This is a genomic window from Oryzisolibacter sp. LB2S (genome assembly GCF_040732315.1).
Taxonomy (GTDB): domain Bacteria; phylum Pseudomonadota; class Gammaproteobacteria; order Burkholderiales; family Burkholderiaceae_C; genus Alicycliphilus; species Alicycliphilus soli.
The window spans coordinates 781,312-801,930 of the sequence record NZ_CP160388.1 but is presented as its reverse complement, the minus strand read 5'-3'; the positions used below and the strand labels follow the sequence as shown (position 1 = coordinate 801,930).

18 protein-coding genes are annotated in these 20,619 nt (G+C 69.5%); 10 read left to right on the top strand and 8 right to left on the bottom strand.

Features of this window, described 5'->3' with window-relative positions:
- Window positions 1-157: 157 nt before the first annotated feature.
- Window positions 158-1,066 (bottom strand): biotin synthase, encoded by a 909-nt coding sequence (locus tag ABUE11_RS03740; protein ID WP_367067744.1) that lies wholly within the window; start codon window positions 1,064-1,066, stop codon window positions 158-160.
- 37 nt (window positions 1,067-1,103) lie between these two features.
- Between ABUE11_RS03740 and ABUE11_RS03735 the strand changes: the two genes are divergently transcribed.
- Both ABUE11_RS03735 and ABUE11_RS03730 read left to right on the top strand, forming a co-directional pair.
- Entirely contained in the window at window positions 1,104-1,832 is a 729-nt protein-coding gene (locus ABUE11_RS03735; protein WP_367067743.1) for a ComF family protein, read from the top strand.
- Between the two features lie 30 nt (window positions 1,833-1,862).
- Window positions 1,863-2,342: a tRNA (cytidine(34)-2'-O)-methyltransferase gene (locus ABUE11_RS03730; RefSeq protein WP_367067742.1), complete on the top strand. Its 480-nt coding sequence runs from the start codon at window positions 1,863-1,865 to the stop codon at window positions 2,340-2,342.
- A gap of 17 nt (window positions 2,343-2,359) precedes the next feature.
- Here the strand turns inward: ABUE11_RS03730 and ABUE11_RS03725 are convergent, their stop codons facing one another.
- Both ABUE11_RS03725 and ABUE11_RS03720 read right to left on the bottom strand, forming a co-directional pair.
- Entirely contained in the window at window positions 2,360-2,980 is a 621-nt protein-coding gene (locus ABUE11_RS03725; RefSeq protein WP_367067741.1) for a ParA family protein, read from the bottom strand.
- A 78-nt stretch (window positions 2,981-3,058) separates the two neighbouring features.
- Entirely contained in the window at window positions 3,059-3,697 is a 639-nt protein-coding gene (locus tag ABUE11_RS03720) for a LysE family transporter (protein WP_367067740.1), read from the bottom strand.
- Between the two features lie 140 nt (window positions 3,698-3,837).
- Between ABUE11_RS03720 and kefC the strand changes: the two genes are divergently transcribed.
- Complete coding sequence (gene kefC / locus ABUE11_RS03715; protein WP_367067739.1) at window positions 3,838-5,703, top strand: glutathione-regulated potassium-efflux system protein KefC; 1,866 nt, start codon at window positions 3,838-3,840, stop codon at window positions 5,701-5,703.
- A gap of 164 nt (window positions 5,704-5,867) precedes the next feature.
- Here the strand turns inward: kefC and ABUE11_RS03710 are convergent, their stop codons facing one another.
- The 4 genes from ABUE11_RS03710 to ABUE11_RS03695 all read right to left on the bottom strand — a co-directional run bounded on the left by ABUE11_RS03710 (window position 5,868) and on the right by ABUE11_RS03695 (window position 9,547).
- Window positions 5,868-6,854: a tripartite tricarboxylate transporter substrate binding protein gene (locus tag ABUE11_RS03710; protein WP_367067738.1), complete on the bottom strand. Its 987-nt coding sequence runs from the start codon at window positions 6,852-6,854 to the stop codon at window positions 5,868-5,870.
- A 44-nt stretch (window positions 6,855-6,898) separates the two neighbouring features.
- Complete coding sequence (pcaF, locus tag ABUE11_RS03705) at window positions 6,899-8,101, bottom strand: 3-oxoadipyl-CoA thiolase (RefSeq protein WP_367067737.1); 1,203 nt, start codon at window positions 8,099-8,101, stop codon at window positions 6,899-6,901.
- A 78-nt stretch (window positions 8,102-8,179) separates the two neighbouring features.
- Window positions 8,180-8,824 (bottom strand): 3-oxoacid CoA-transferase subunit B, encoded by a 645-nt coding sequence (locus tag ABUE11_RS03700; RefSeq protein WP_367067736.1) that lies wholly within the window; start codon window positions 8,822-8,824, stop codon window positions 8,180-8,182.
- A 27-nt stretch (window positions 8,825-8,851) separates the two neighbouring features.
- The gene (locus tag ABUE11_RS03695; RefSeq protein WP_367067735.1) at window positions 8,852-9,547 is read right to left on the bottom strand and encodes a 3-oxoacid CoA-transferase subunit A; all 696 of its coding nucleotides are present in this window, start codon (window positions 9,545-9,547) and stop codon (window positions 8,852-8,854) included.
- A 98-nt stretch (window positions 9,548-9,645) separates the two neighbouring features.
- On the opposite strand from ABUE11_RS03695, the gene ABUE11_RS03690 reads away from it, so the two are divergent.
- Both ABUE11_RS03690 and ABUE11_RS03685 read left to right on the top strand, forming a co-directional pair.
- A complete protein-coding gene (locus ABUE11_RS03690; protein ID WP_367067734.1) occupies window positions 9,646-10,443 on the top strand; it encodes an IclR family transcriptional regulator in 798 nt (265 codons plus the stop codon).
- An 11-nt stretch (window positions 10,444-10,454) separates the two neighbouring features.
- Window positions 10,455-10,889: a DUF1841 family protein gene (locus ABUE11_RS03685; RefSeq protein WP_367067733.1), complete on the top strand. Its 435-nt coding sequence runs from the start codon at window positions 10,455-10,457 to the stop codon at window positions 10,887-10,889.
- A gap of 74 nt (window positions 10,890-10,963) precedes the next feature.
- On the opposite strand, the gene ABUE11_RS03680 is transcribed toward ABUE11_RS03685, so the two are convergent.
- Window positions 10,964-11,623 carry a c-type cytochrome gene (locus tag ABUE11_RS03680; protein WP_367067732.1) on the bottom strand — a complete coding sequence of 220 codons (660 nt, stop codon included), beginning with the start codon at window positions 11,621-11,623 and terminating at the stop codon, window positions 10,964-10,966.
- 107 nt (window positions 11,624-11,730) lie between these two features.
- Here ABUE11_RS03680 and ABUE11_RS03675 point away from each other — a divergent pair, with 107 nt between their 5' ends.
- From ABUE11_RS03675 to ABUE11_RS03655, 5 genes are all read left to right on the top strand, one after another.
- The gene (locus ABUE11_RS03675) at window positions 11,731-12,573 is read left to right on the top strand and encodes a MoxR family ATPase (RefSeq protein WP_367067731.1); all 843 of its coding nucleotides are present in this window, start codon (window positions 11,731-11,733) and stop codon (window positions 12,571-12,573) included.
- 141 nt (window positions 12,574-12,714) lie between these two features.
- The gene (locus ABUE11_RS03670; RefSeq protein WP_367067730.1) at window positions 12,715-13,332 is read left to right on the top strand and encodes a GNAT family protein; all 618 of its coding nucleotides are present in this window, start codon (window positions 12,715-12,717) and stop codon (window positions 13,330-13,332) included.
- A 3-nt stretch (window positions 13,333-13,335) separates the two neighbouring features.
- The gene (locus tag ABUE11_RS03665; RefSeq protein ID WP_367067729.1) at window positions 13,336-14,523 is read left to right on the top strand and encodes a VWA domain-containing protein; all 1,188 of its coding nucleotides are present in this window, start codon (window positions 13,336-13,338) and stop codon (window positions 14,521-14,523) included.
- Window positions 14,524-14,528: 5 nt separating this feature from the next.
- On the top strand, window positions 14,529-16,409 hold the full coding sequence (locus ABUE11_RS03660; protein WP_367067728.1) for a BamA/TamA family outer membrane protein: 1,881 nt from the start codon (window positions 14,529-14,531) through the stop codon (window positions 16,407-16,409).
- 106 nt (window positions 16,410-16,515) lie between these two features.
- Window positions 16,516-20,580, top strand: coding sequence for a translocation/assembly module TamB domain-containing protein (locus ABUE11_RS03655; protein ID WP_367067727.1), 4,065 nt, complete (start codon window positions 16,516-16,518; stop codon window positions 20,578-20,580).
- The last annotated feature ends 39 nt before the right edge of the window (window positions 20,581-20,619 follow it).

The window sequence follows — 20,619 nt, the reverse complement described above, 5'->3', positions numbered from 1 at the left end:
GTCGGGACACTCATCGGCAGCTTCCGAGGATGTGCACGGCAGGCCCCACAATGACCGGGCCATGCCGCGCCGGGAGAATCCAGATTCCGTAGCCGAGGATCATTCTAGCGATCATTGACAAAGATCATTGACCGCGTGAATCACAGCATTTACAGGCTCAGCGTCCCGTGGTACGGCCTGCGTGCAGCATGGCGCGCATGTCCTGCAGCGACACGGCGCTGCTGCCCTCCACGCGCACGCGCGGCGCGGGCTTGAAGGCGTGGCCATAGACGATCTCGAAGGTCAGTGCCAACTGCCCGTCATGCTGCGGGTCGGCCAGGCGGCTGGCCAGCGCCTGCTCCAGTCTTTGCCGCCAGCGCCTGCCGCGCAGGGCCGCAAAGCGCTGCGGATGCAGGTTGCGCCCCAGGCCGCGCAGCTCCTGCAGCAGCCGCGCGGGCGTGGCAAAGGTGAGCGTGATGCGCTCCATGTCCATGACGGGCTCGGCAAACCCGGCATGCACCAGCATGTCGCCCCAATCATGCATGTCCGTCAGGCTGTGGCCCGGCGCGGGCCAGCCCAGCTCGGCGTACAGGGCACGCAGCTCGCGCAGCGTGTCCGGCCCGAGGCAGGAAAACATCAGATAGCCATCGACGGCCAGCGCCCTGTGCCACTGCCCTATGAGCGCCTGCGGATCCGCCGCCATGTGCAGCGCCATGTTGGCCCACAGCATCTGCTGGCTGCCGGGCTCTGGCAGGCCAAAGCGCGGCGTGGCCGATGTCCAGCGCGCCGGGCTCCACCAGCGCGGCGCAAGCCGCTCGCGCGCCACGCGCTCGCCCTGGGCCGACGAGGTTTCGGCAATCAGGCAGCTCGCTTGCGCATATCGCTCGCCGACGAGCGCATGCCCCTCTGTGCCGCCACGCAGCGGATCCCAGTCGCACCAGGTGGCAGGTGCGCGGGCGATCCACTGCAGCCTGTCCTGCATGCGCCGGGCCACCTCCTCGTGCAGCCAGGGCGATGCCTCATCCACCCGGGCATGCCAGCGTGCGGCGGCAGTCGGGTCGATGGTGGGCGGGAGTGGTTCGGACATGGGGCGGGCCGCAAATGGCCGCGAGTATATTGAGCCCATGCCTGACACGCGCCCAGCAGGGATATGGCGCCGGGGCCTGCGCGCCCTGGCCTCTTTCACGCAGCGGCTGCCGAGCCAATGCGCGGTATGCCACGCCTGGCCGGCAGAGCGACTGTGCAGCGCCTGCCGCGCGCAGTTCGCGCCGGAGCGGCCGCGCTGCGCCACCTGCGCCCTTGCAGTGCCCGAGGGCGTGGTGCAATGCGGGCAATGCCTGCTGCACCCGCCGCCGCTCGACGCCTGCATGGCGGCCGTGGACTACGGCTATCCCTGGGCGCACCTGCTGGCGCAGTTCAAGTTCCATGCCGATCCGAGCTGGGCCGGGGCGCTGGCCCGGCTCATGCGCGAGGCGCCAGGCGCACGGGCGGCCCTCGCGCAGGCGGACTGGGTGCTGCCCGTGCCGCTGGCGCCAGGGCGGCTGCGCGAGCGCGGCTACAACCAGGCACTGCTGCTCGCGCGCCAGCTCGCCGCCGGGTGCGTGCACACCCACCTGCTGCTGCGCACGCGCGAGGCCGAGGCGCAAAGCCACCTCACGCGTGCCGAGCGGCTGCGCAACCTGCGTGGCGCCTTCATGCTCGAGCCGCTGCGGGCCCAGCAGGTGGCGGGCCGGCGCGTGCTGCTGGTCGACGACGTGATGACCACGGGCGCCACGCTGTATGCGGCCAGCGCGCCGCTGCGCGAGGCGGGCGCGGCCCATGTCGCGGCACTGGTGCTGGCGCGCACGCCGTGAAGCCCGCCGCCGACGGCAGACAATAGCGCCATGTTCCACATCGTCCTCGTCGAACCCGAAATCCCGCCCAACACGGGCAATGTGATCCGCCTGGCAGCCAACACCGGCTGCATGCTGCATCTGGTCGAGCCCCTGGGCTTCTCGATGGAGGACCGGCTGATGCGCCGCGCGGGGCTCGACTACCACGAGTACGCCGAGGTGCGCCGCCACAGCGACTGGGCCGCGCTGCGGCACGCGATGCGGCCCGACCCTGCGCGCATGTTCGCGCTCACCACGCATGGCCAGCGCCTGGTGCATGAGCAGGTCTTTCTGCCCGGGGACTGGTTCGTCTTCGGCGCCGAATCACGCGGCCTTGCGCCCGCGCTGCGCGAGAGCTTCGCCCCGGCGCAGCGCCTGCGCCTGCCCATGCTCGCAGGCCAACGCAGCCTGAACCTCTCGAACGCCGTGGCCGTCACGGTGTTCGAGGCCTGGCGACAGAACGGCTTTGTGCCACCGTCTCCACCCGCCTGACCACATTCAGGCAGCGTTCAGGCGGCGTCAAGCCAGTCGCAGATGCCCTGCCATTGCTCCAGGTCGCGCGCCACGCGCGAGCCCGTGACGTCGAAGATCGACTGCCCCTGGGCCGCGAGCTGCACGTAGTTCTGCGTGTTGCGCAGATAGCCGAGCACGGGCAGGCCCAGGCTGTCGACGAAGTTGCGCAGCTTCTCCGCCACGAGGGTGCGCGGATCGACGCGCATGCCGACGATGGCCACCCGGGCCAGGCCATCCTTGCGCTGGGCGGCCAGCTCATCGAGATACTGTCCGGTGGCAAAGATGTCGAACAGGCTGGGCTGCAGCGGCACGATGATGCGGTCGGCGATGTTGAGCGCGTCCTTGAGGCGCCAGCCACCCAGGCCCGCGGGCGTGTCCAGCACGGCATGCGTGGCCTGCTTGGGCGGGGTGCTGATCCAGTCGGCATTGACCTCCCAGACGCCTATGGGCCGCGCCGTCTGCGGCCGCTGCTTGAGCCACAGGTGCGCGGACAGCTGCCGGTCCGCATCGCCGAGCACGACGCTGTGCCCACGGCTGGCAAAGTAGCCTGCAATGTTCGTGGACAGCGTGGACTTGCCCACGCCGCCCTTGGGACTGGCAACCGCAATGACTGGCATACAACCCTCTCCAATATCAAGTAAAAACCGGCTCCAGCGTGCTTCCACAAAGCGCTGGCAGCTATTATTTTGAAAGCATCACCCCTGCTGTGCACCCCGCTTGACGAAGAACAGGCCCGCGCCCACCAGCATCAACAGGCCACCAAAGACGCGGTTCTGCGCGCGCATGGCGCCGGCGTTCTGCATCAGGCGGCGCAGCGCGCTGGCGCCCGCGGCATAGCCGTTCATGACGATCAGATCCACCGACACCAGGGTCGCCGCCATGACCAGCAACTGGCTCCACAACGGGCGCGACTCGCTCATGAACTGCGGCAGCACCGCCACCATGAACAGAATGCCCTTGGGGTTGGTGGCATTGGTGAGCGCGCCCATGAGCACGCGCCGGCGCCAGGCCAGGGGCGCGGCAAGCAGGTCGCCGCCCAGCGTGCCCGCAGAACCCGCGCGCCACTGGCACAGGCCCAGGTAGATGAGATAGCAGGCGCCCAGCACCTTGACCACGACGAAGGCCGGCTCCGAGGCGATGAGCAGTGAGCCCACGCCGGCACCCGCGACGACGAGGATGAACAGCAGGCCGAGCTCGAGCCCGAAGATGGTCGCATTGGCCTGGCGCACGCCATAGGACAGGCCATGGCTCATGGACAGCACGGCGCCCGAGCCCGGCGAGATGGCGATGACCCATGATGCCACGAAAAAAGCCATCCAGGTATGCCAGTCCATATCGCGCCCGTCGGGATAATCCGCTTGAGAAGAAGGCGGCCATTCTATCGGCGGCGCCAGCGCGACCGGCTGCGGGCGCGCGGCCGCGGTGTCAGAATTTCACCCTGCCTGCCCGCCTGCCCTGCGCCCCGTCCTGCACCATGAACCAAGCCCCTCTCTGGCTCACCTACGGCTTCACGTATCTCGCCGCGGCCGTCATCGCCGTGCCCATTGCGCGCGCGCTGGGCCTGGGCGCCATCATCGGCTACCTGGCGGCGGGCATCACCATCGGCCCCTGGGGGCTGGCCCTGGTGAGCAACGTGCAGGACATCCTGCACTTTGCCGAGTTCGGCGTGGTGCTCATGCTGTTCCTCGTGGGCATGGAGCTGCAGCCCGCCCGGCTGTGGAGCATGCGCCGCCCCATCCTCGGCCTGGGCATGGCGCAGATGGCGGGCTGCGCGCTGCTGCTGTGGGCCTGCGCCTGGGCCCTGGGCCTGCCGTGGCGCGTGGCCCTGGTGGGCGCGCTGGGCCTGGCGCTGTCGTCCACGGCGATCTCGCTGCAGGTGCTGGGCGAGCGCAACCTGATGCGCACCGACAGCGGGCAAAAAGCCTTCTCCATCCTGCTGTTCCAGGACGTGGCGGCCATTCCCATCCTGGCGCTGCTGCCGCTGCTGGGCGTGGCGGCGCGGGCCGCGGCCCATGCCCATGCGCCGCAGGACCTGCTCATGGAGGGCCTGAAGATCGCCGGCGTGGTCGGCGCCATCGTGCTCGGCGGCCACCTGCTGCTGCGCCCGCTGCTGCGCTGGATCGCCAGGAGCAAGACGCCCGAGATCTTCACGGCCACCTCGCTGTTTCTGGTCGTGGGCATCGCCATGCTGATGCACGCGGTGGATCTGTCCATGGCGCTGGGCGCGTTTCTGGCCGGCGTGCTGCTGGCCGACAGCGAATACCGGCGCGAGCTCGAGACCGACATCGAGCCCTTCAAGGGCCTGCTGCTGGGCCTGTTCTTCATGGCCGTGGGCATGAGCATCGACTTCGGCGTGGTGCTGCACCGGCCCTTCGTCATGCTCGCCCTGGTGCTGGGCTTTCTGACCATCAAGGCCGCGGTGATCTGGCTGCTGGCGCGCGTGACCGGCATGCCGTATCAAGAGCGGCCTGTGTTCACGCTGCTGCTGGCCCAGGGCGGCGAATTCGCCTTCGTGGTGTTCCAGACCGGCGTGACCTTCCACGCCATACCGGCCGAGACGGCATCACTGCTCATCGCCGCCGTGGCACTGTCGATGCTGCTGGGCCCGCTGCTGCTGGTGTGGCTCGACCGCGTGCTGCCCCCGCGCCATGCCACGCTCAAGAGCGAGCCGCAGGAGCCCGAGATCTCCGAGCCGCAGGATGCGCCGATCATCATTGCCGGCTTCGGCCGCTACGGGCAGATCGTGGCGCGCATGATGCTGGCCCAGGGCGTGCCGGCCACGGTGCTCGACCACAGCGTGGAGATGCTGGAGGTGGCACACACCTTCGGCTACCGCGTGTTCTATGGCGACGCCACGCGCGTGAAGCTGCTGCGCCTGGCGGGCGCCGAGCAGGCGCGCATCCTCGTGGTGGCGGTGGACGCGCCGGACCAGTCGCTCAAGATCGTGCAGCTCGCGAAAAAGCATTTCCCGCATCTGCAGGTGGTGGCACGTGCGCGCGACCTCACGCACTGGCATGCCCTGCGCGACCTGGGCGTGGAGCATGTGGAGCGCGAGCTGTTCGAGTCCAGCCTGCGCACGGCGCGCACGGTGCTCGAGCTCACGGGCCTGCCCGCCCCAGAGGCCGAGCGGCTGGCCGATCGCTTTCGCAGCCACAACATCGCGCTGTCCGAACGCATATATGAGCTGCACAACGACCGCGAGGCCATGATCGCCGCGGCCAAGCAGGGGCGCGCACAACTCGTGGAGCAGCTGGCCAAGGAGCGCCAGGAGCGCATGGCCGCGGCCGAGGCCGGCAGGGGCCTGACGCCGGACAGGCCGCAGCCGGACATCGCGCCATGAAACGCACCATGAGAGACGCCATGAGAAATACCGCCGTCATCCCCGCGAAGGCGGGGATCCACGGCCATGACGAACCCGCCGCGGGAGCGCCTGGATCCCCGCCTTCGCGGGGATGACGCGGCAAAGGGGATCACCGCCCTCGGGGGAATGACGAAGGGTAGACCTCAGTCCACGGTGGCGCCCGAGGCCTTGACCACCTTGCCCCATTTCACGGACTCGCTCTGGATGAAGGCGGCGAACTGCGCGGGCGTCTCGGCCACCACGTCACCGCCCTGCTCGGCGATCTTCTTCTTCACGTCGGGTTGGTTCAGCACCTTGACCAGGGCCGCGTTGAGCTGGTCAAGCACGGGCTTCGGGGTCGCGGCCGGCGCAAACATGCCGAACCAGGACATGGCCTCGTAGCCGGGCACGCCGGCCTCGGCGATGGTCGGAATGTCGGGCAGCTCGGGCGAGCGCTTGGCCGTGGTGATGGCGATGGGGCGCAGCTTGCCCGAGCGCACATGCTGGATGGCCGAGGGCAGGTTGTCGAACATGATGGAGATCTGGCCGCCCAGCAGGTCCGTCATGGCCGGTGCGCTGCCCTTGTAGGGCACGTGCAGCAGTTCGGTGCCGGTCATGCTCTTGAACAGCTCGCCCGACACATGGGGCGATGAGCCACTGCCCGGCGAGCCATAGGTCACCTTGCCCGGATTGGCCTTGGCATAGGCGATCAGCTCCTTGACGGTCTTGTAGGGCTGGCTCGGGTGCGCCACGAGCAGATTGGGCACGGTGGCCACGCGCGAGATGGGCGCGAAGTCCTTCACCGGGTCGAACGGCATCTTCTTGTACAGCGCCTGGTTGATGGCATGCGTGCCCACCGTGCCCATGAACAGCGTGTAGCCGTCGGCCGGTGCCTTGGCGGCGAGCGATGCGCCGATGTTGCCGCCAGCGCCGGCGCGGTTGTCCACGATGAAGGGCTGGCCCAGCTCGCCCGAGAGACCCTGGCCCACGATGCGCGCCAGGATGTCGGTGGTGCCACCGGGCGCGAACGGCACGACGATGGTCACGGGCTTGGTGGGATAGCCCTGGGCGAACGCGGCATGAGGCAGCGCGGCGGCGGCAGCGGCCGTCAGGCCGGCGATCAGCGTGCGGCGGGTGATGAATGTGGTCATTGCATGGTCTCCTTGTGTCTGTGTGATGCCGTGCTCCATCGCGGTCAGACGCGTTCGAGCACGACGGCGATGCCCTGGCCCACGCCAATGCACATGGTGCACAGCGCGTAGCGGCCACCGAACTGGTGCAGCTGGTTCACGGCCGTGGTCGCCAGGCGCGCGCCGGACGCGCCCAGCGGATGGCCCAGGGCGATGGCGCCGCCCCATTGGTTGACGCGCGCATCGTCGTCGGCCAGACCGAGGTCGCGCAGCACGGCCAGGCCCTGGGCGGCGAAGGCCTCGTTGAGTTCGATCACGTCCATCTGCGCCAGCGTCAGGCCCGTCTGCGCGAGCACCTTGCGCACGGCCGGCGCGGGGCCGAAGCCCATGATGCGCGGCGCCACGCCCGCCACGGCCATGCCGACCACGCGGGCGCGCGGCGTGAGGCCGTAGGCCTTGGCGGCCTCCTCGTTGGCCAGCAGCAGCGCGCAGGCACCGTCGTTCACGCCGCTGGCGTTGCCGGCCGTCACGCTGCCGTCGGGCCGCACCACGCCCTTGAGCTTGGCCAGCGCCTCGAGCGTGGTGGCGCGCGGGTGCTCGTCCTGGCTCACGACGATGGGGTCGCCCTTTTTCTGCGGGATGGTCACGGGCACGATCTCGCGCGCCAGATGACCCGCTGCAATGGCGGCGGCGGCCTTTTGCTGGCTGGCCAGGGCCATGCGGTCCTGGGCCGCGCGCTCGATCTTGAAATCGTCGGCCACGTTCTCCGCCGTCTCGGGCATGGAGTCGACGCCGTACTGCTGCTTCATGAGCTTGTTGACGAAGCGCCAGCCTATCGTGGTGTCGTACACCGCGTTGCTGCGGCTGAAAGCGGACTCCGCCTTTGGCATGACGAAGGGCGCGCGGCTCATGCTCTCCACGCCGCCGGCGATCACCAGCCGCGCCTCGCCCGCCTTGATCGCGCGCGCGGCCGTGCCCACGGCGTCGAGCCCCGAGCCGCACAGGCGGTTGATGGTGCCGCCGGGCACGTCGGTGGGCAGGCCCGCGAGCAGCGCCGCCATGCGCGCGACGTTGCGGTTGTCCTCGCCGGCCTGGTTGGCGCAGCCGTAGAGCACGTCGTCCACGGCCTTCCAGTCCACGCCGGCGTTGCGCTCCATCAGCGCCTTGATGGGCAGGGCAGCGAGGTCGTCGGTGCGCACGCTGCTCAAGGCACCGCCGTAGCGGCCAAAGGGGGTGCGGATGGCGTCACATATAAAGGCTTGGGTCATGATGTCTCCTTGCGGGTTTGATGTGAAAAAGTGAGCTGTTCGCGCTTGCTGGATGGGCGCTGGAGCCCGATTTGGCAACTAATGTGCAATGGGCAGACCGACGATGCGCTCGAGCTCGGCATGGGTCAGGCCCGGCACGGTGTCGACGAGGCGCAGGCCCTCGCTCGTGCACTCGAGCGTGCACAGGTCGGTGTAGATGCGCTTGACGCAGGCCAGGCCCGTGAGCGGGTAGCTGCATTCCTTGACCACCTTGCATTCGCCGGTCTTGGTGAGCAGGTCCATCATCACCCAGGTGGACTTGGCGCCCACGGCCAGGTCCATGGCACCGCCCACGGCGGGAATGGCGCCGCTCTCGCCCGTGCTCCAGTTGGCCAGGTCGCCGGTGCTTGACACCTGGAAGGCGCCGAGCACGCAGATGTCCAGATGGCCGCCGCGCATCATGGCGAAGCTGTCGGCATGGTGGAAGAAGCTGCCGCCGGGCAGCAGTGTCACGGGCTGCTTGCCGGCGTTGGTCAGGTCATAGTCCTCCTGGCCCGCGGCGGGCGCCGGGCCCATGCCCAGGATGCCGTTCTCGGAATGCAGCACCACCTCGCGTCCCGCAGGCAGGTGGTTGGCCACCAGGGTGGGCTGGCCTATGCCGAGGTTCACGTAGGCACCGTCAAAGATGTCCTGGGCCACGCGCTGGGCCAGTTCGGTCTTGCTTCGTTTCTGATAGCTACTCACGCTTGTGTCTCCTGTGCTGGTGCCGTTTTATTGCCTGATGCCACCGGCCCGGGTGGCAACGCGCGGCACCTTCACCACGCGGCTCACGAAGATGCCGGGCGTGACCACAGACTCGGGGTCCATCTCGCCGAGCTCGACGAGCTCATGCACCGTGGCCACGGTGTATTTGGCGGCCATGGCGCACACGGGGCCGAAGTTGCGCGCCGACATGCGGTAGGTCAGATTGCCCCAGCGGTCGCCGCGCTCAGCCTTGACCAGGGCCACGTCGCCGTGAATGGGGTACTCCAGCACATAGTGGCGGCCGTTGATCTCGCGTGTCTCCTTGCCCCTGGAAAGCTCGGTGCCGTAGCCCGTGGGGCAAAAGAAGGCGCCAATGCCGGCGCCGGCGGCGCGCATGCGCTCGGCCAGATTGCCCTGGGGCACGAGTTCGAGCTCGATCTTGCCGGCGCGGTAGAGCTCATCGAACACCCAGCTGTCGGCCTGGCGCGGAAAGCTGCAGATGATCTTGCGCACCTGGCCGCTCCTGAGCAGCGCCGCAAGGCCCGAGTCGCCATTGCCGGCGTTGTTGTTGACCACGGTGAGGTCGCGCGCGCCCTGGGCGATCAGGCCATCGATGAGCTCCACGGGATTGCCCGAGGTGCCAAAGCCACCAATCAGCACCGTGGCGCCATCCTGCACGCCCGCGAGGGCCTCGGCCACCGAGTCCGCAATCTTGTTGATCATGCGCTGCCTTGTCTCCTGAAGAAAAACCGGCCGCCTACGGGCCGATTTGTTCGCATACAGAACAACTGTTCGTATAATGAATTTTAGGACAGATCGCCATGAATGACACCCCCCTTCCCATCAGTAGTTCCCACAAACCTGGTGACAGCTATGTGCAGTCCTTCGCCCGCGGGCTGGAGGTGATCCGCTCCTTCAGCGCCAGCGCGCCGCAGCAGACGCTCAGCGAGGTGGCCGCGCGCACCGGCCTCACGCGCGCCGGCGCCCGGCGCATCCTGCTCACGCTGCAGACCCTGGGCTATCTGGAGAGCGACGGCCGGCTGTTTCGCCTCACGCCGCGCATCCTGGACCTGGGGTTTGCCTACCTGAGCTCCATGCCCATCTGGGACCTGGCCGAGCCGCTCATGGAGGCGCTGACCGACCGCGTGCACGAGTCCTGCTCGGCAGCGGTTCTCGACGGGCTGGACGTGGTCTATGTGCTGCGCGTGCACACGCACAAGATCATGAGCACCAACCTGGCAGTGGGCTCGCGCCTGCCGGCGTTCTGGACATCCATGGGCCGCGTGCTGCTGGCCGCCCTGCCCGAGGACGAGCTGCGCGCACGCCTGGCCCGCCTGCCACGCCAGGCCTTCACGCGCCACACGGTGCTGGACGACGAGACGCTGCTCGCCCGCATCGCCGAGGCGCGCACGCAGGGCTGGAGCCTGGTGGACCAGGAGCTCGAGGAAGGGCTGATCTCGGTCGCCGCACCGCTCAAGAACCGCAGCGGCGCCGTGGTGGCGGCACTCAACATCAGCGGCCAGGCCAACCGCACCAGCACCACCATGCTGCGCGACGAGCTGCTGCCCGAGCTGCTCGAGACCGCGCAGACCATCTCGCGCCTGTTGCGCACGCGCTAAGCTAGGCGCCTATGTTCAATCCCACCCAAGCCGACGTACGCCGCTTTTTCTGCGGCGTGCACGCCAAGCAGCAGGCCGGCCAGCCCATGGAGGCCATAGAGACCCTGGCCGGCCTGTGGATCGCCGAGCACCCCGAATACCACGCCGAGCTCGCCGACGTGGACGCGGCGCTGGCGCGCAACTACGACGAGACGCCCACGCGCACCAACCCGTTTCTGCACCTGTCCATGCATCTGTCCATCAGCGAGCAGTGCAGCATCGACCAGCCGCGCGGCATACGCCAGGCCGTGGAACTGCTCAGCCGCCGTCTGGACTCACTGCACGACGCGCACCACGCGGCCATGGAATGCCTGGGGCAGATGTTGTGGGAGGCACAGCGCTCGGGCCGCCCGCCCGATGGCGACGCCTATGTCGCCTGCGTGCAGCGGCGCGCCACCAAGGATTGAACCCGTCGGCCGGCCCGGGACAAAACAAAACCCGCGGCGGTCCGCGGGTTGTGTGCTTGGGGCAGTTTCAGAGGTCAGCGAAAGCGCGACTCCGGCACCACCTGCAGGTCGCCGGGCAGCGAGCCCACATAGCCCGCCAAGGCCTTGAGCTCGGCATTCGTGAACTGCTTGGCGATGCCGGCCATGATGGCGTTGCTGCGGCCCACGTAGGTCGTCGGGTCGTCCTTGTACTGCCTGAGCGCGGCGAAGAGGTAGTCGGGGTATTGACCGGCAATCTTGGGATAGGTCGGGTCGATGGGCTTGGCGAAGTTCTCGCCGTGGCAGGACACGCAGGCGCCCTTTTGCAACAGCTGCGCCACCTGGGCATCGGGCGCGCGCGCGGGCTGGGCCGGCACCTCGCCCTGCTTGCCATGCTCTGCGTAGTAGGCGGCCACGTCGGCAATGTCCTGCGCGGTCAGCGTGTCGGCAATGGCGTGCATGCTCGGAAACTTGCGCTCGCCCTTCTTGTAGGCGTCGAGTGCCGCGGCGATGTAGCCGGCGCCCTGCCCGCCGATCTTGGGCACCTTGTACACCTGCGGAAAGCTCGACTGGTAGCCAGGAATGCCGTGGCAGCCAATGCACATGGCGATCTTGCCCGCGCCGGCCTTGGCGTCGCCCTGGGTGTCCTGTGCGTGGAGCAGGCCGGTCGCGCAGGCGACGGACAGCCCCAGTAACGTGGTGAATGTCTTTTTCATTTTGCGCGCACAATCAAACGATTGTCTGTCTCCGCCTGTGTATTGAAAAAGATTATAGGCAGCGCCTGTCAAGCCTTTTCATCAACGATTTCCCTATCCCAAGGCCCATGAAATTCCAAGGTTCACAGAATTACGTTGCCACGCAAGACCTGATGCTGGCCGTCAATGCCGCCATCAAGCTGCAGCGTCCGCTGCTCGTCAAGGGCGAACCCGGCACGGGCAAAACCATGCTCGCCGAGGAGGTGGCGCAGGCCCTGAACATGCCGCTCTTGCAGTGGCACATCAAATCGACCACCAAGGCCCAGCAAGGCCTGTACGAATACGACGCGGTGAGCCGCCTGCGCGATTCGCAGCTGGGCGACGAGCGCGTCAAGGACATCCACAACTACATCGTCAAGGGCGTGCTGTGGCAGGCCTTCACGGCCGACCAACCCGTGGCCCTGCTCATCGACGAGATCGACAAGGCCGACATCGAGTTTCCCAACGACCTGCTGCGCGAGCTCGACCGCATGGAGTTCTACTGCTACGAGACGCGCGAGATGGTGCGCGCCAGGCACCGCCCGCTGGTCTTCATCACCTCGAACAACGAAAAGGAACTGCCCGACGCCTTTCTGCGCCGCTGCTTCTTCCACTACATCAAGTTCCCCGAGCCCGAGACGATGAAGAAGATCGTCGACGTGCATTTCCCCACGCTCAAGGCCGACCTGCTCACGGTGGCCATGAAGACCTTCTACGACGTGCGCGGCCTGCCCGGCCTGAAGAAAAAGCCCTCGACCAGCGAGCTCATCGACTGGCTCAAGCTGCTCGTGGCCGAGGAGATCCCGCTCGAGGCGCTGCAGAGCCAGGACAACAAGGTCGCCGTGCCGCCGCTCGTGGGCGCGCTGCTCAAGAACGAGCAGGACGTGAGCCTGTTTGAAAAGCTCGTCTTCATGAACCAAAGGAATCGGTGACATCCCCCTGTGTCGCTTCGCTCCTTCCCCCTTCTCTCGGCTGTTGCCGGGAAGGGGGACGACGCCAGCGCGGCGGGGCGGCCCTTGCGCGGCGTCTGCTGGTATCGCGCACGCCCAATTTCACCGTCAAGGATCATTGCAATGGCCTTTGTTGAACCCGTCACGCTGCGCAGCAACGGCCTGCGCCTGGAGCCCCTGGCCCTGTCGCACGAGGCCGGCCTGGCCGCGGCCGCGGCCGATGGGGAGCTGTGGAGGCTGCGCGTCACCTCGGTGCCCGAGCCCCAGGACACGCGCACCTACATCGAGACCGCGCTGAAGATGCGCGAGGAAGGCAACCGCTTCGCCTTTGCCGTGGTGGACGAGGCCGCGGGCCGCGTGCTCGGCAGCACCAGCTACCACGACATCCTCCCGGCCGTACGCCGCGTGGAGATTGGCTGGACCTGGTACGCCAAGAGCGTGCAGCGCAGCCATGTGAACACCACGGCCAAGCTGCTCATGATGGGGCACGCCTTCGACACACTGCAGTGCCATGTGGTCGGCTGGCGCACGGACAACTACAACTTTGCCAGCCAGCGCGCCATAGAGCGCCTGGGCGCCAAAAAGGACGGCGTGATCCGCGGCCACGCGCTGCGCCGCGACGGCACCATACGCGACACCGTGATGTACAGCATGCGCGCCGGTGAATGGCCCGAGGCCCGCGCCCAGTTGCTCTATCTTTTGCAGCAGCACGCGCCCGTCCAGCAAGTGCCAGGGGGCTGATTCATGCTGATCGACTTTTTCTACACCCTGCGCGCGGCCAGGCTGCCCGTATCCGTCAAGGAGTTCATGGGCCTGCTCGAGGCGCTGCAGGCCGGCGTGGTCGGCCCTCGCTCCGACGACGCCTGGAGCCTGGACGACTTCTACTACCTGGCGCGCACTGCGCTGGTCAAGGACGAAAAGCATTTCGACAAGTTCGACCGCGCCTTCGCCGCCTATTTCAAGGGCGTGGAGATGCTGGCCGATTTCACCAAGGAGATCCCGGCCGACTGGCTGCGCAAGATGCTCGAGCGCGAGCTCTCGCCCGAGGAAAAGGCCGCCATCGAGAAGATGGGCTGGGACGAGCTCATGGAGACGCTGAAAAAACGCCTGGAGGAGCAAAAGGGCCGGCACGAGGGCGGCAACAAATGGATAGGCACGGGCGGCACCAGCCCGTTCGGCCATGGCGGCTACAACCCGCAGGGCGTGCGCATAGGCGGGCCGGGGCGCAACAAGAGCGCCGTCAAGGTCTGGGAGCAGCGCGCGTATCGCGACTACGACGACAGCCAGGAGCTGGGCACGCGCAACATCAAGGTGGCGCTGCGGCGCCTGCGCAAGTTCGCGCGCGAGGGCCATGAGCTCGAGCTCGACCTGCCCGACACCATCCGCGCCACGGCCGCCAACGCCGGGTATCTGGACATCAAGATGGTGCCCGAGCGCCACAACAACGTGAAGGTGCTGCTGCTCATGGACGTGGGCGGCACCATGGACGAGCATATCCAGCGCGTGGAGGAGCTCTTTTCCGCCGTCAAGAGCGAGTTCAAGCACCTGGAGTTCTATTACTTCCACAACTGCGTCTACGACTTCATGTGGAAGAACAACCGGCGCCGCTTTGCCGAGAAGTTCCCGACCTGGGACATCATCCGCAGGTACAACAAGGACTACAAGCTGATCTTCGTGGGCGACGCCACCATGAGCCCCTACGAGATCCTGCAGCCCGGCGGCAGCGTGGAATACATGAACGAGGAGCCCGGCGCCGAATGGCTGCAGCGCCTCACGCATGCCTTCCCCAAACACGCCTGGATCAACCCCGAGCCCCAGGGCGTGTGGCAGTACCGCCAGAGCATCAGCATCATCCAGCAGCTGATGGGGCAACGCATGTTTCCGCTGTCGCTCAAGGGCCTCGAGGACACCATGCGGCTTTTGTCAAAATAGCCCGCATGATCCACAAGCCCACAGCGCCGGCCCGGTGGCCGGCGCTGCTGTTTTTCTGCCTCGCCATCACCCTCCTGCCCGCCTGCAGCCTGCTGCGGCCGGGGCAGGACACGGCCAGCGCGCAGGACGCCGAGCGCGATGCCTTCACCCTCGAGATCGAGGCCGACGACGAGGACGTGCGCGACTATCTGAACCAGCACCTGGAGCTGCAGCGCTATCGCAAGCTGCCCGACCTGCAGGCCAGCGAGCTCACGCGCCTGCTGCAGGCGGCAGATGCCAATGCGCGCGACCTGCTCGCGACGCTGGGCTACTTCAGCCCCGACATCACGCTCGAGCTCAAGGACAGGCCCGAGCCTGCACAGGACGAGCCCGCGCACCACGTGCGCATCGCGGTGCAGCGCGGCGCGCGCACGCAGATCGCCCACCTGGACCTGCGCGTCACCGGCAATGGCGACGCGGGCGGCGCCGATGACGCAGGCCTGGCCCGACGCCAGGCACAGATCAAGCGCAACTGGGGCCTGCCCGAGGGCGAGCCCTTCACTCAAAGCGCCTGGGACGACGCCAAGACCGACGGCCTGCGCCGCCTGCAGGCGCGCCGCTATCCCACGGCGCGCATCGCGGACAGCCGCGCCGACATCGACGCCGACCTGGCGCGCGCCGACCTGATGGTGCATTACGAGAGCGGCCCCGCCTACCGCTTCGGCCCGCTGCAGATCCGTGGCGGCGAGCGCTATGACGACGTGGGCCTGTCGCGCATCGCGCGCCTGCCCACGGGCGAGGACTACAGCGAGGCCCGGCTGCTCGACACCCAGCAGCGCCTGGCGGCGAGCGGCTACTACGACTCGGTGTTCCTCACGCTGGACACCGATGCCGCCGACCCCCAGGCCGCGCCCGTCATCGCCCAGGTGCGCGACGCGCCGCTGCAAAAGCTGGTCTTCGGCGTCGGCATCTCCACCGACAGCGGGCCGCGCCTGTCCATGGACCATATCCACAACCGCCTTCCCGGCCTGGGCTGGCGCGCCGTGAGCAAGGTCAGCCTGGACCGCAACCTGCGCCTCGTCGCCAGCGACTGGACCGCCCTGCCCGCCGCCAACGGCTGGCGCTGGTTCACCGGCGTGCAGCTGCAGCGCGAGGCCACGGGCAGCTTCGACGTGGACAGCACGCGCCTGCGCGCCGGCCGCACGGAGAGCAGCGACCATATCGACCGCAGCTACTACCTGCAGCACGACACCTCCAGCAGCCACGGCACGGGCGCGCCGCCCTCGAGCAGCGCCATCAGCGCCAACCTCGCCTGGACGGGGCGCTACTTCAACAACAACAACGCGCCCACGCGCGGCTGGGGCCTGGCGGGCGAGCTCGGCGTGGGCACCACGCTGCGGCCCGAGCGCGACCCCTTCGTGCGCACGCTGCTGCGCTGGCAGGCCTTCCACAACCTGGGCCGCGTGGACCTGGGCCAGAAGGTGCGCCGCTCGAGCCGCCTGTCGCTGCGCCTGGAGGGCGGCGCGGTGCTGGCACGCGAGGGCGCCGACATCCCCGCGACGCTGATGTTCCTGACCGGCGGCGACACCACCGTGCGCGGCTACGGCTACCGCAGCATTGGCGCGGGCATTGCCAACGATCAGACCTACGGCGGACGCTACATGGCCGTGGGCAGCGTGGAATGGCAGCGCCCCATCACCGTGCGCGGCAACCGCACGGACTTCGAAAGCGCCGTGTTCGTCGATGCCGGCGCCGTCGCCGACAAGCCCGCCGAAATGAGCCTGCGCCTGGGCGTGGGCGCCGGCCTGCGCTGGAGGAGCCCCGTGGGCCCGCTGCAGGCCGACCTCGGCTACGGCCTGCAATCGCACGAGCTGCGCCTGCATCTGCGGCTCGGCTACACGTTCTGAACCAGCAAAAAAGTGAGCTGCTTGCGCCCACCACACAAGCATTCGCGACACATTCACCACTGAAACTCAATCACCACGACCGACAGCAGCTATCGTTTTTTGACTCATGACATCGTCCTACGACCCCAAGCCCTATGCCGCGGCCGCCGCGCCCAAGCCACGCCCGCCGCGCGCAAGCCGCTCGCGCAGGCTGGCGGTCATGGCGGCCGGGCTGCTGGTGCTGGCGCTGGCGCTGCTGGCCGCGCTGTGGTCGTGGGCCGGCAGCAGCGGCTCGCTGGCGAGCACGCTCACGCGCGTCGCGCGCCTTCTGCCCGAAGGCCAGAGCCTGCAGGCCGACGATGTCAGCGGCTCGCTGCGCGCAGGCGGCCGCATAGGCCGGCTGCGCTGGGCCAGCCCGCAGCTCACCGTGGAGGTCGAGGATGCCCGGATCGCATGGCGCCTCGCGCCGCTGCTGCGCCGCGAGCTGCGCATCGATGCGCTCGAGATCGCGCGCCTGACCCTCACGCCCGGTGAGCCCAGCCAGGAGCCCTCCCGGCCGCTCGAGCGGCTCACCCTGCCGCTGCGCGTCACGCTGCCCTATCAAGTACAGCAGATCACCTGGGCCGGCCCCAGCCCCGTCACCATCGCCGATCTGGCCGGCAGCTACCGCTATGACGGCGCCGAGCACCGCTTCGCCATCGACCAGGTCGCACTGGCCCAGGGCCGCTACACGCTGCAGGCCCGTCTGCAGGGGGACGCGCCCATGGCGCTGTCGGCCAAGCTCGAGGGCCGGCTGCAGACCGAGGTGCCGGGTGCCGCCCAGCCGCTCGAGGCCCAGGTGAATGCCGAGGTCCAGGGCCAACTCGCCACGGCCGACGCGCGGCTCGAGGCCAAGGCGCGGCTGCGCGGCAGTGCGGAAGCCGCCACCGACACCGACCCACCGCTGAGCGCCGATCTGCAGGCGCACATCGCCCCCTGGGCCCCGCAACCCCTGCTGCAGGCCACGGCCGAGCTCCAGGGCCTGGACCTGGCCGCGCTCTGGCCCCAGGCGCCCAGCACGCGGCTCTCGGGCAGCGCCAGCGTCGCGCCGCAGGAGCAGGGCTGGGCCCTGCAGGCCGAGCTGCACAACGCCGCCGCGGGTCCCTGGGACAGGCAGCGCCTGCCGCTCGACACGCTGCGTGCCCAGGCCCGCTACGACGGCGATGTCTGGACCGTGCCCGAGGCCGAGCTGCGCCTGGGCCAGGGCAGCGCCACGCTGCAGGGCAGCTACCGCTCCGCCACGCAGCAGCTGCAGGGCCGCGCCGAGCTGCGCGCGATCAACCCCGCGGCCCTGCACGGCCTGCTGGACGCCGCGCCTTTGAGCGGCCAGATCAGCGCCGACGGCCAGGACGATGGTGCCGTGCGGTTCACGGCCGACCTGCGCAGCGCCGGCCGCGCACGCGCGCAAGCAGCAGGCGGCGCATTGCGCCTGGAGCGGCTGAGCGCCCAGGGCCGGTGGCTGGACGGCGAGCTCCAGATCGCTCGCCTGCAGCTCGACGCGCTGCAGGCCAACCTGCAGGGCCAGGATCTGCGCCTGCACACCGCCGCACCCGCGCTGCAGGGCAGTCTGCAGGCCAGCCTGCCGGGCGCGGCGCTGCGGTTCAATGGCCAGATCGCGCCGCACACGGGCAAGGGCAGCCTGAGCCTGGACCTGCAGGACGCAGAGCGCATGCGCCGCTGGCTGCAGGCCCTGCCCGGCATGAAGCAGGCCGTCGCGCCCTGGGGCCTCGAGGGGCAGGCCCAGCTCGGCGCCGACTGGCAGGGCGGCTGGCAAGGCCTGCAGCAGCAGCTGCGCGCCGCGGGCCTGCTGGCCGGTGCCGCCGCTGAAGCAGGCACGGCCGGCACGGCCCAGGGCCGGTTTGCGCTGCAGGCCCGGCTGACCGCCCCGCGCCTGCAGATCACCATGGCGCCGCACGACGGCGCGGCGCCGCTCACCCTGGGGCTGGAGCGCACGAGCGCCAGCCTGTCGGGAACGCTGGCCCAGGCCAGCCTGCAATGGGACGGGCTGCTGCGCCAGTCGCAAGGGGGGGAGCAGCCCGAGCTGCGCGCCCAGCTGCGCCTGCGCGCCGACGCCGGCAGCCGCGGCGCAGGGCGCTGGCAAGCGCAGGTCCAGACGCTGGAGCTGCAGGCCAGCGCCGCGGGCCAGCCCGGCCCGTGGACGCTGCATCTGGCCCAGCCCGTCTCGGTGGACCTGCGCCAGTCGCCCCGGCTCGAGCTGCAGGCCACGGCCGGCCAGGCCCTGCTCAGCGGCCCCGTGCCCGGCCGGGTGGAGCTGCGCTGGCAGCCGCTGCAGTACGCCCAGGGCGGGCAAGGTGTGGACCGGCTGCGCAGCCAGGGCGAGCTCATCGGCCTGCCGCTGACCTGGGCGGGTGCCTGGAGGCTCGACGGCCAGGACGCCCTCACGCGCCTGGGCCTGCGCGGCGACCTGGTGCTCAACGCGCGCTGGGACCTGGACATGGGCGAGCGCCTGCAGGCCAGCGCAGTGATCGAGCGCGCGAGCGGCGACCTCGCCGTGCTCACGGGCGATGCCGATGCGCCCACCGTGCTGCACAGCAGCGGCCAGGGTCAGGCCGCCGCCCTGCCCCGGGCCGCGGCCAGCACGCCCGCCGGCCTGAAGCAGGCGCGGTTGCAGCTCAGCGCCGAGGGCGACGCCCTGCGCGCCCGGCTGGACTGGGACAGCGAGCGCGCCGGCCGTATGCGCATCGACGGCAACACCCGGCTGGCGCGCCGCGACGGCGCCTGGACCTGGCCCGAGGACGCGCCGCTGGCCGCCACCGTGCGCGCCGAGCTGCCCGACATCGGCGCCTGGTCCACGCTCGCGCCGCCGGGCTGGCGCGTGCGCGGTACCCTGAACGCCGATGTGCGCCTGGCCGGCACGCGCGCCGCGCCGCAATGGAGCGGGCAGATCGCGGCCGACCAGTTCGGCGTGCGCGCGCTGCTCGACGGCGTGGATCTGCGTGACGGCCGCCTGCGCGCGAGCCTGCAGGGCCAGCAGATCCAGATCACCGAGCTCAGCCTGCACGGCGGCCAGGGCAGCCGCGCGCGCATCGCCGGCATGAGCGGCAACCGCACGGCCGCGCCACAGGACGGCGGCACGCTCACGGGCAGCGGCACCATCGCCTGGGGCGCCGCGGGCCAGGGCGGCGGCCTGTCCGGCATCACCATGGACCTGCGTGCGAGGGCGCAGGCGCTGCAGCTGCTGGTGCGCGCGGACCGGCAGCTCAGCGTCTCGGGCGAGTTGCAGGCGCGGCTCGCGGGCGGGCAGTTCAGCCTGCGCGGCAAGCTCAGGACCGACCGCGCCACCATCATCCTGCCCGAGTCGGGCGCGCCCACGCTGGGCAGCGACGTGGTCGTGCACTCGGCCGCCCTGCGCCGCGCCGCCGCCGCCAAGGCCGCACAGGCGGACCAGGCCAGCGGCCGGGTACAGGCCGCGCGCACCCCCGACATCGCCGTCACGCTGGACCTGGGCGAGGACTTCGCGCTCCAGGGCCATGGCATCACCACGCGCCTGGAGGGCGAGCTCGACATCCACAGCAGCAGCGCCACGGGCGGCCAGCCGCGCGTGACCGGCGAGCTGCACACCGTGCAGGGCCGCTACCGCGCCTGGGGCCAGGCGCTGGATGTGAAGAGCGGCCTGCTGCGCTTCTCCGGCCCCTACGACAACCCGGCGCTGGACGTGCTGGCGCTGCGCCCCAACATCAGCGTGACCGCCGGCGTGCAGGTCACGGGCACAGCGCGCAGGCCGCGCGTGCGCCTGTATGCCGACCCCGAGCTGCCCGACGCCGAAAAGCTTTCATGGGTGGTACTGGGCCGCAGCGCCAGCGCCGGCGGTGCCGAGACCGCGCTGCTGCAGCAGGCGGCGCTGGCCTTTCTGGGCCGCGGCGGCGGCGACGCGACGGCCGGCATCGCGCAGCAGCTGGGCCTGGACGAGATCGGCCTCAAGGGCCCGCAGGAGGGCGCCGACGCCAGCGAGACCGCCCTCACCCTGGGCAAGCGCCTGAGCAAGGACCTGTACGTGACCTACGAACGCAGCCTCTCGGGCGTGCTGGGCACGCTCTACATCTTCTACGACCTGACCAAGCGCCTCACGTTGCGCGGCCAGACGGGACTGCAGAGCGCGCTCGACCTGATCTACACCGTGCGCTATGACTGATTGCAGAGGAAATGGCGCTCCAACGCTTGCGCAGCAAGC

Coding starts and splice junctions, on each gene's coding strand:
- ABUE11_RS03740 (WP_367067744.1), bottom strand. CDS start 1,066: ATGTCCGAACCACTCCCGCCCACCATCGACCCGACTGCCGCCGCACGC.
- ABUE11_RS03735 (WP_367067743.1), top strand. CDS start 1,104: ATGCCTGACACGCGCCCAGCAGGGATATGGCGCCGGGGCCTGCGCGCC.
- ABUE11_RS03730 (WP_367067742.1), top strand. CDS start 1,863: ATGTTCCACATCGTCCTCGTCGAACCCGAAATCCCGCCCAACACGGGC.
- ABUE11_RS03725 (WP_367067741.1), bottom strand. CDS start 2,980: ATGCCAGTCATTGCGGTTGCCAGTCCCAAGGGCGGCGTGGGCAAGTCC.
- ABUE11_RS03720 (WP_367067740.1), bottom strand. CDS start 3,697: ATGGACTGGCATACCTGGATGGCTTTTTTCGTGGCATCATGGGTCATC.
- kefC (WP_367067739.1), top strand. CDS start 3,838: ATGAACCAAGCCCCTCTCTGGCTCACCTACGGCTTCACGTATCTCGCC.
- ABUE11_RS03710 (WP_367067738.1), bottom strand. CDS start 6,854: ATGACCACATTCATCACCCGCCGCACGCTGATCGCCGGCCTGACGGCC.
- pcaF (WP_367067737.1), bottom strand. CDS start 8,101: ATGACCCAAGCCTTTATATGTGACGCCATCCGCACCCCCTTTGGCCGC.
- ABUE11_RS03695 (WP_367067735.1), bottom strand. CDS start 9,547: ATGATCAACAAGATTGCGGACTCGGTGGCCGAGGCCCTCGCGGGCGTG.
- ABUE11_RS03690 (WP_367067734.1), top strand. CDS start 9,646: ATGAATGACACCCCCCTTCCCATCAGTAGTTCCCACAAACCTGGTGAC.
- ABUE11_RS03685 (WP_367067733.1), top strand. CDS start 10,455: ATGTTCAATCCCACCCAAGCCGACGTACGCCGCTTTTTCTGCGGCGTG.
- ABUE11_RS03680 (WP_367067732.1), bottom strand. CDS start 11,623: ATGAAAAAGACATTCACCACGTTACTGGGGCTGTCCGTCGCCTGCGCG.
- ABUE11_RS03675 (WP_367067731.1), top strand. CDS start 11,731: ATGAAATTCCAAGGTTCACAGAATTACGTTGCCACGCAAGACCTGATG.
- ABUE11_RS03670 (WP_367067730.1), top strand. CDS start 12,715: ATGGCCTTTGTTGAACCCGTCACGCTGCGCAGCAACGGCCTGCGCCTG.
- ABUE11_RS03665 (WP_367067729.1), top strand. CDS start 13,336: ATGCTGATCGACTTTTTCTACACCCTGCGCGCGGCCAGGCTGCCCGTA.
- ABUE11_RS03660 (WP_367067728.1), top strand. CDS start 14,529: ATGATCCACAAGCCCACAGCGCCGGCCCGGTGGCCGGCGCTGCTGTTT.
- ABUE11_RS03655 (WP_367067727.1), top strand. CDS start 16,516: ATGACATCGTCCTACGACCCCAAGCCCTATGCCGCGGCCGCCGCGCCC.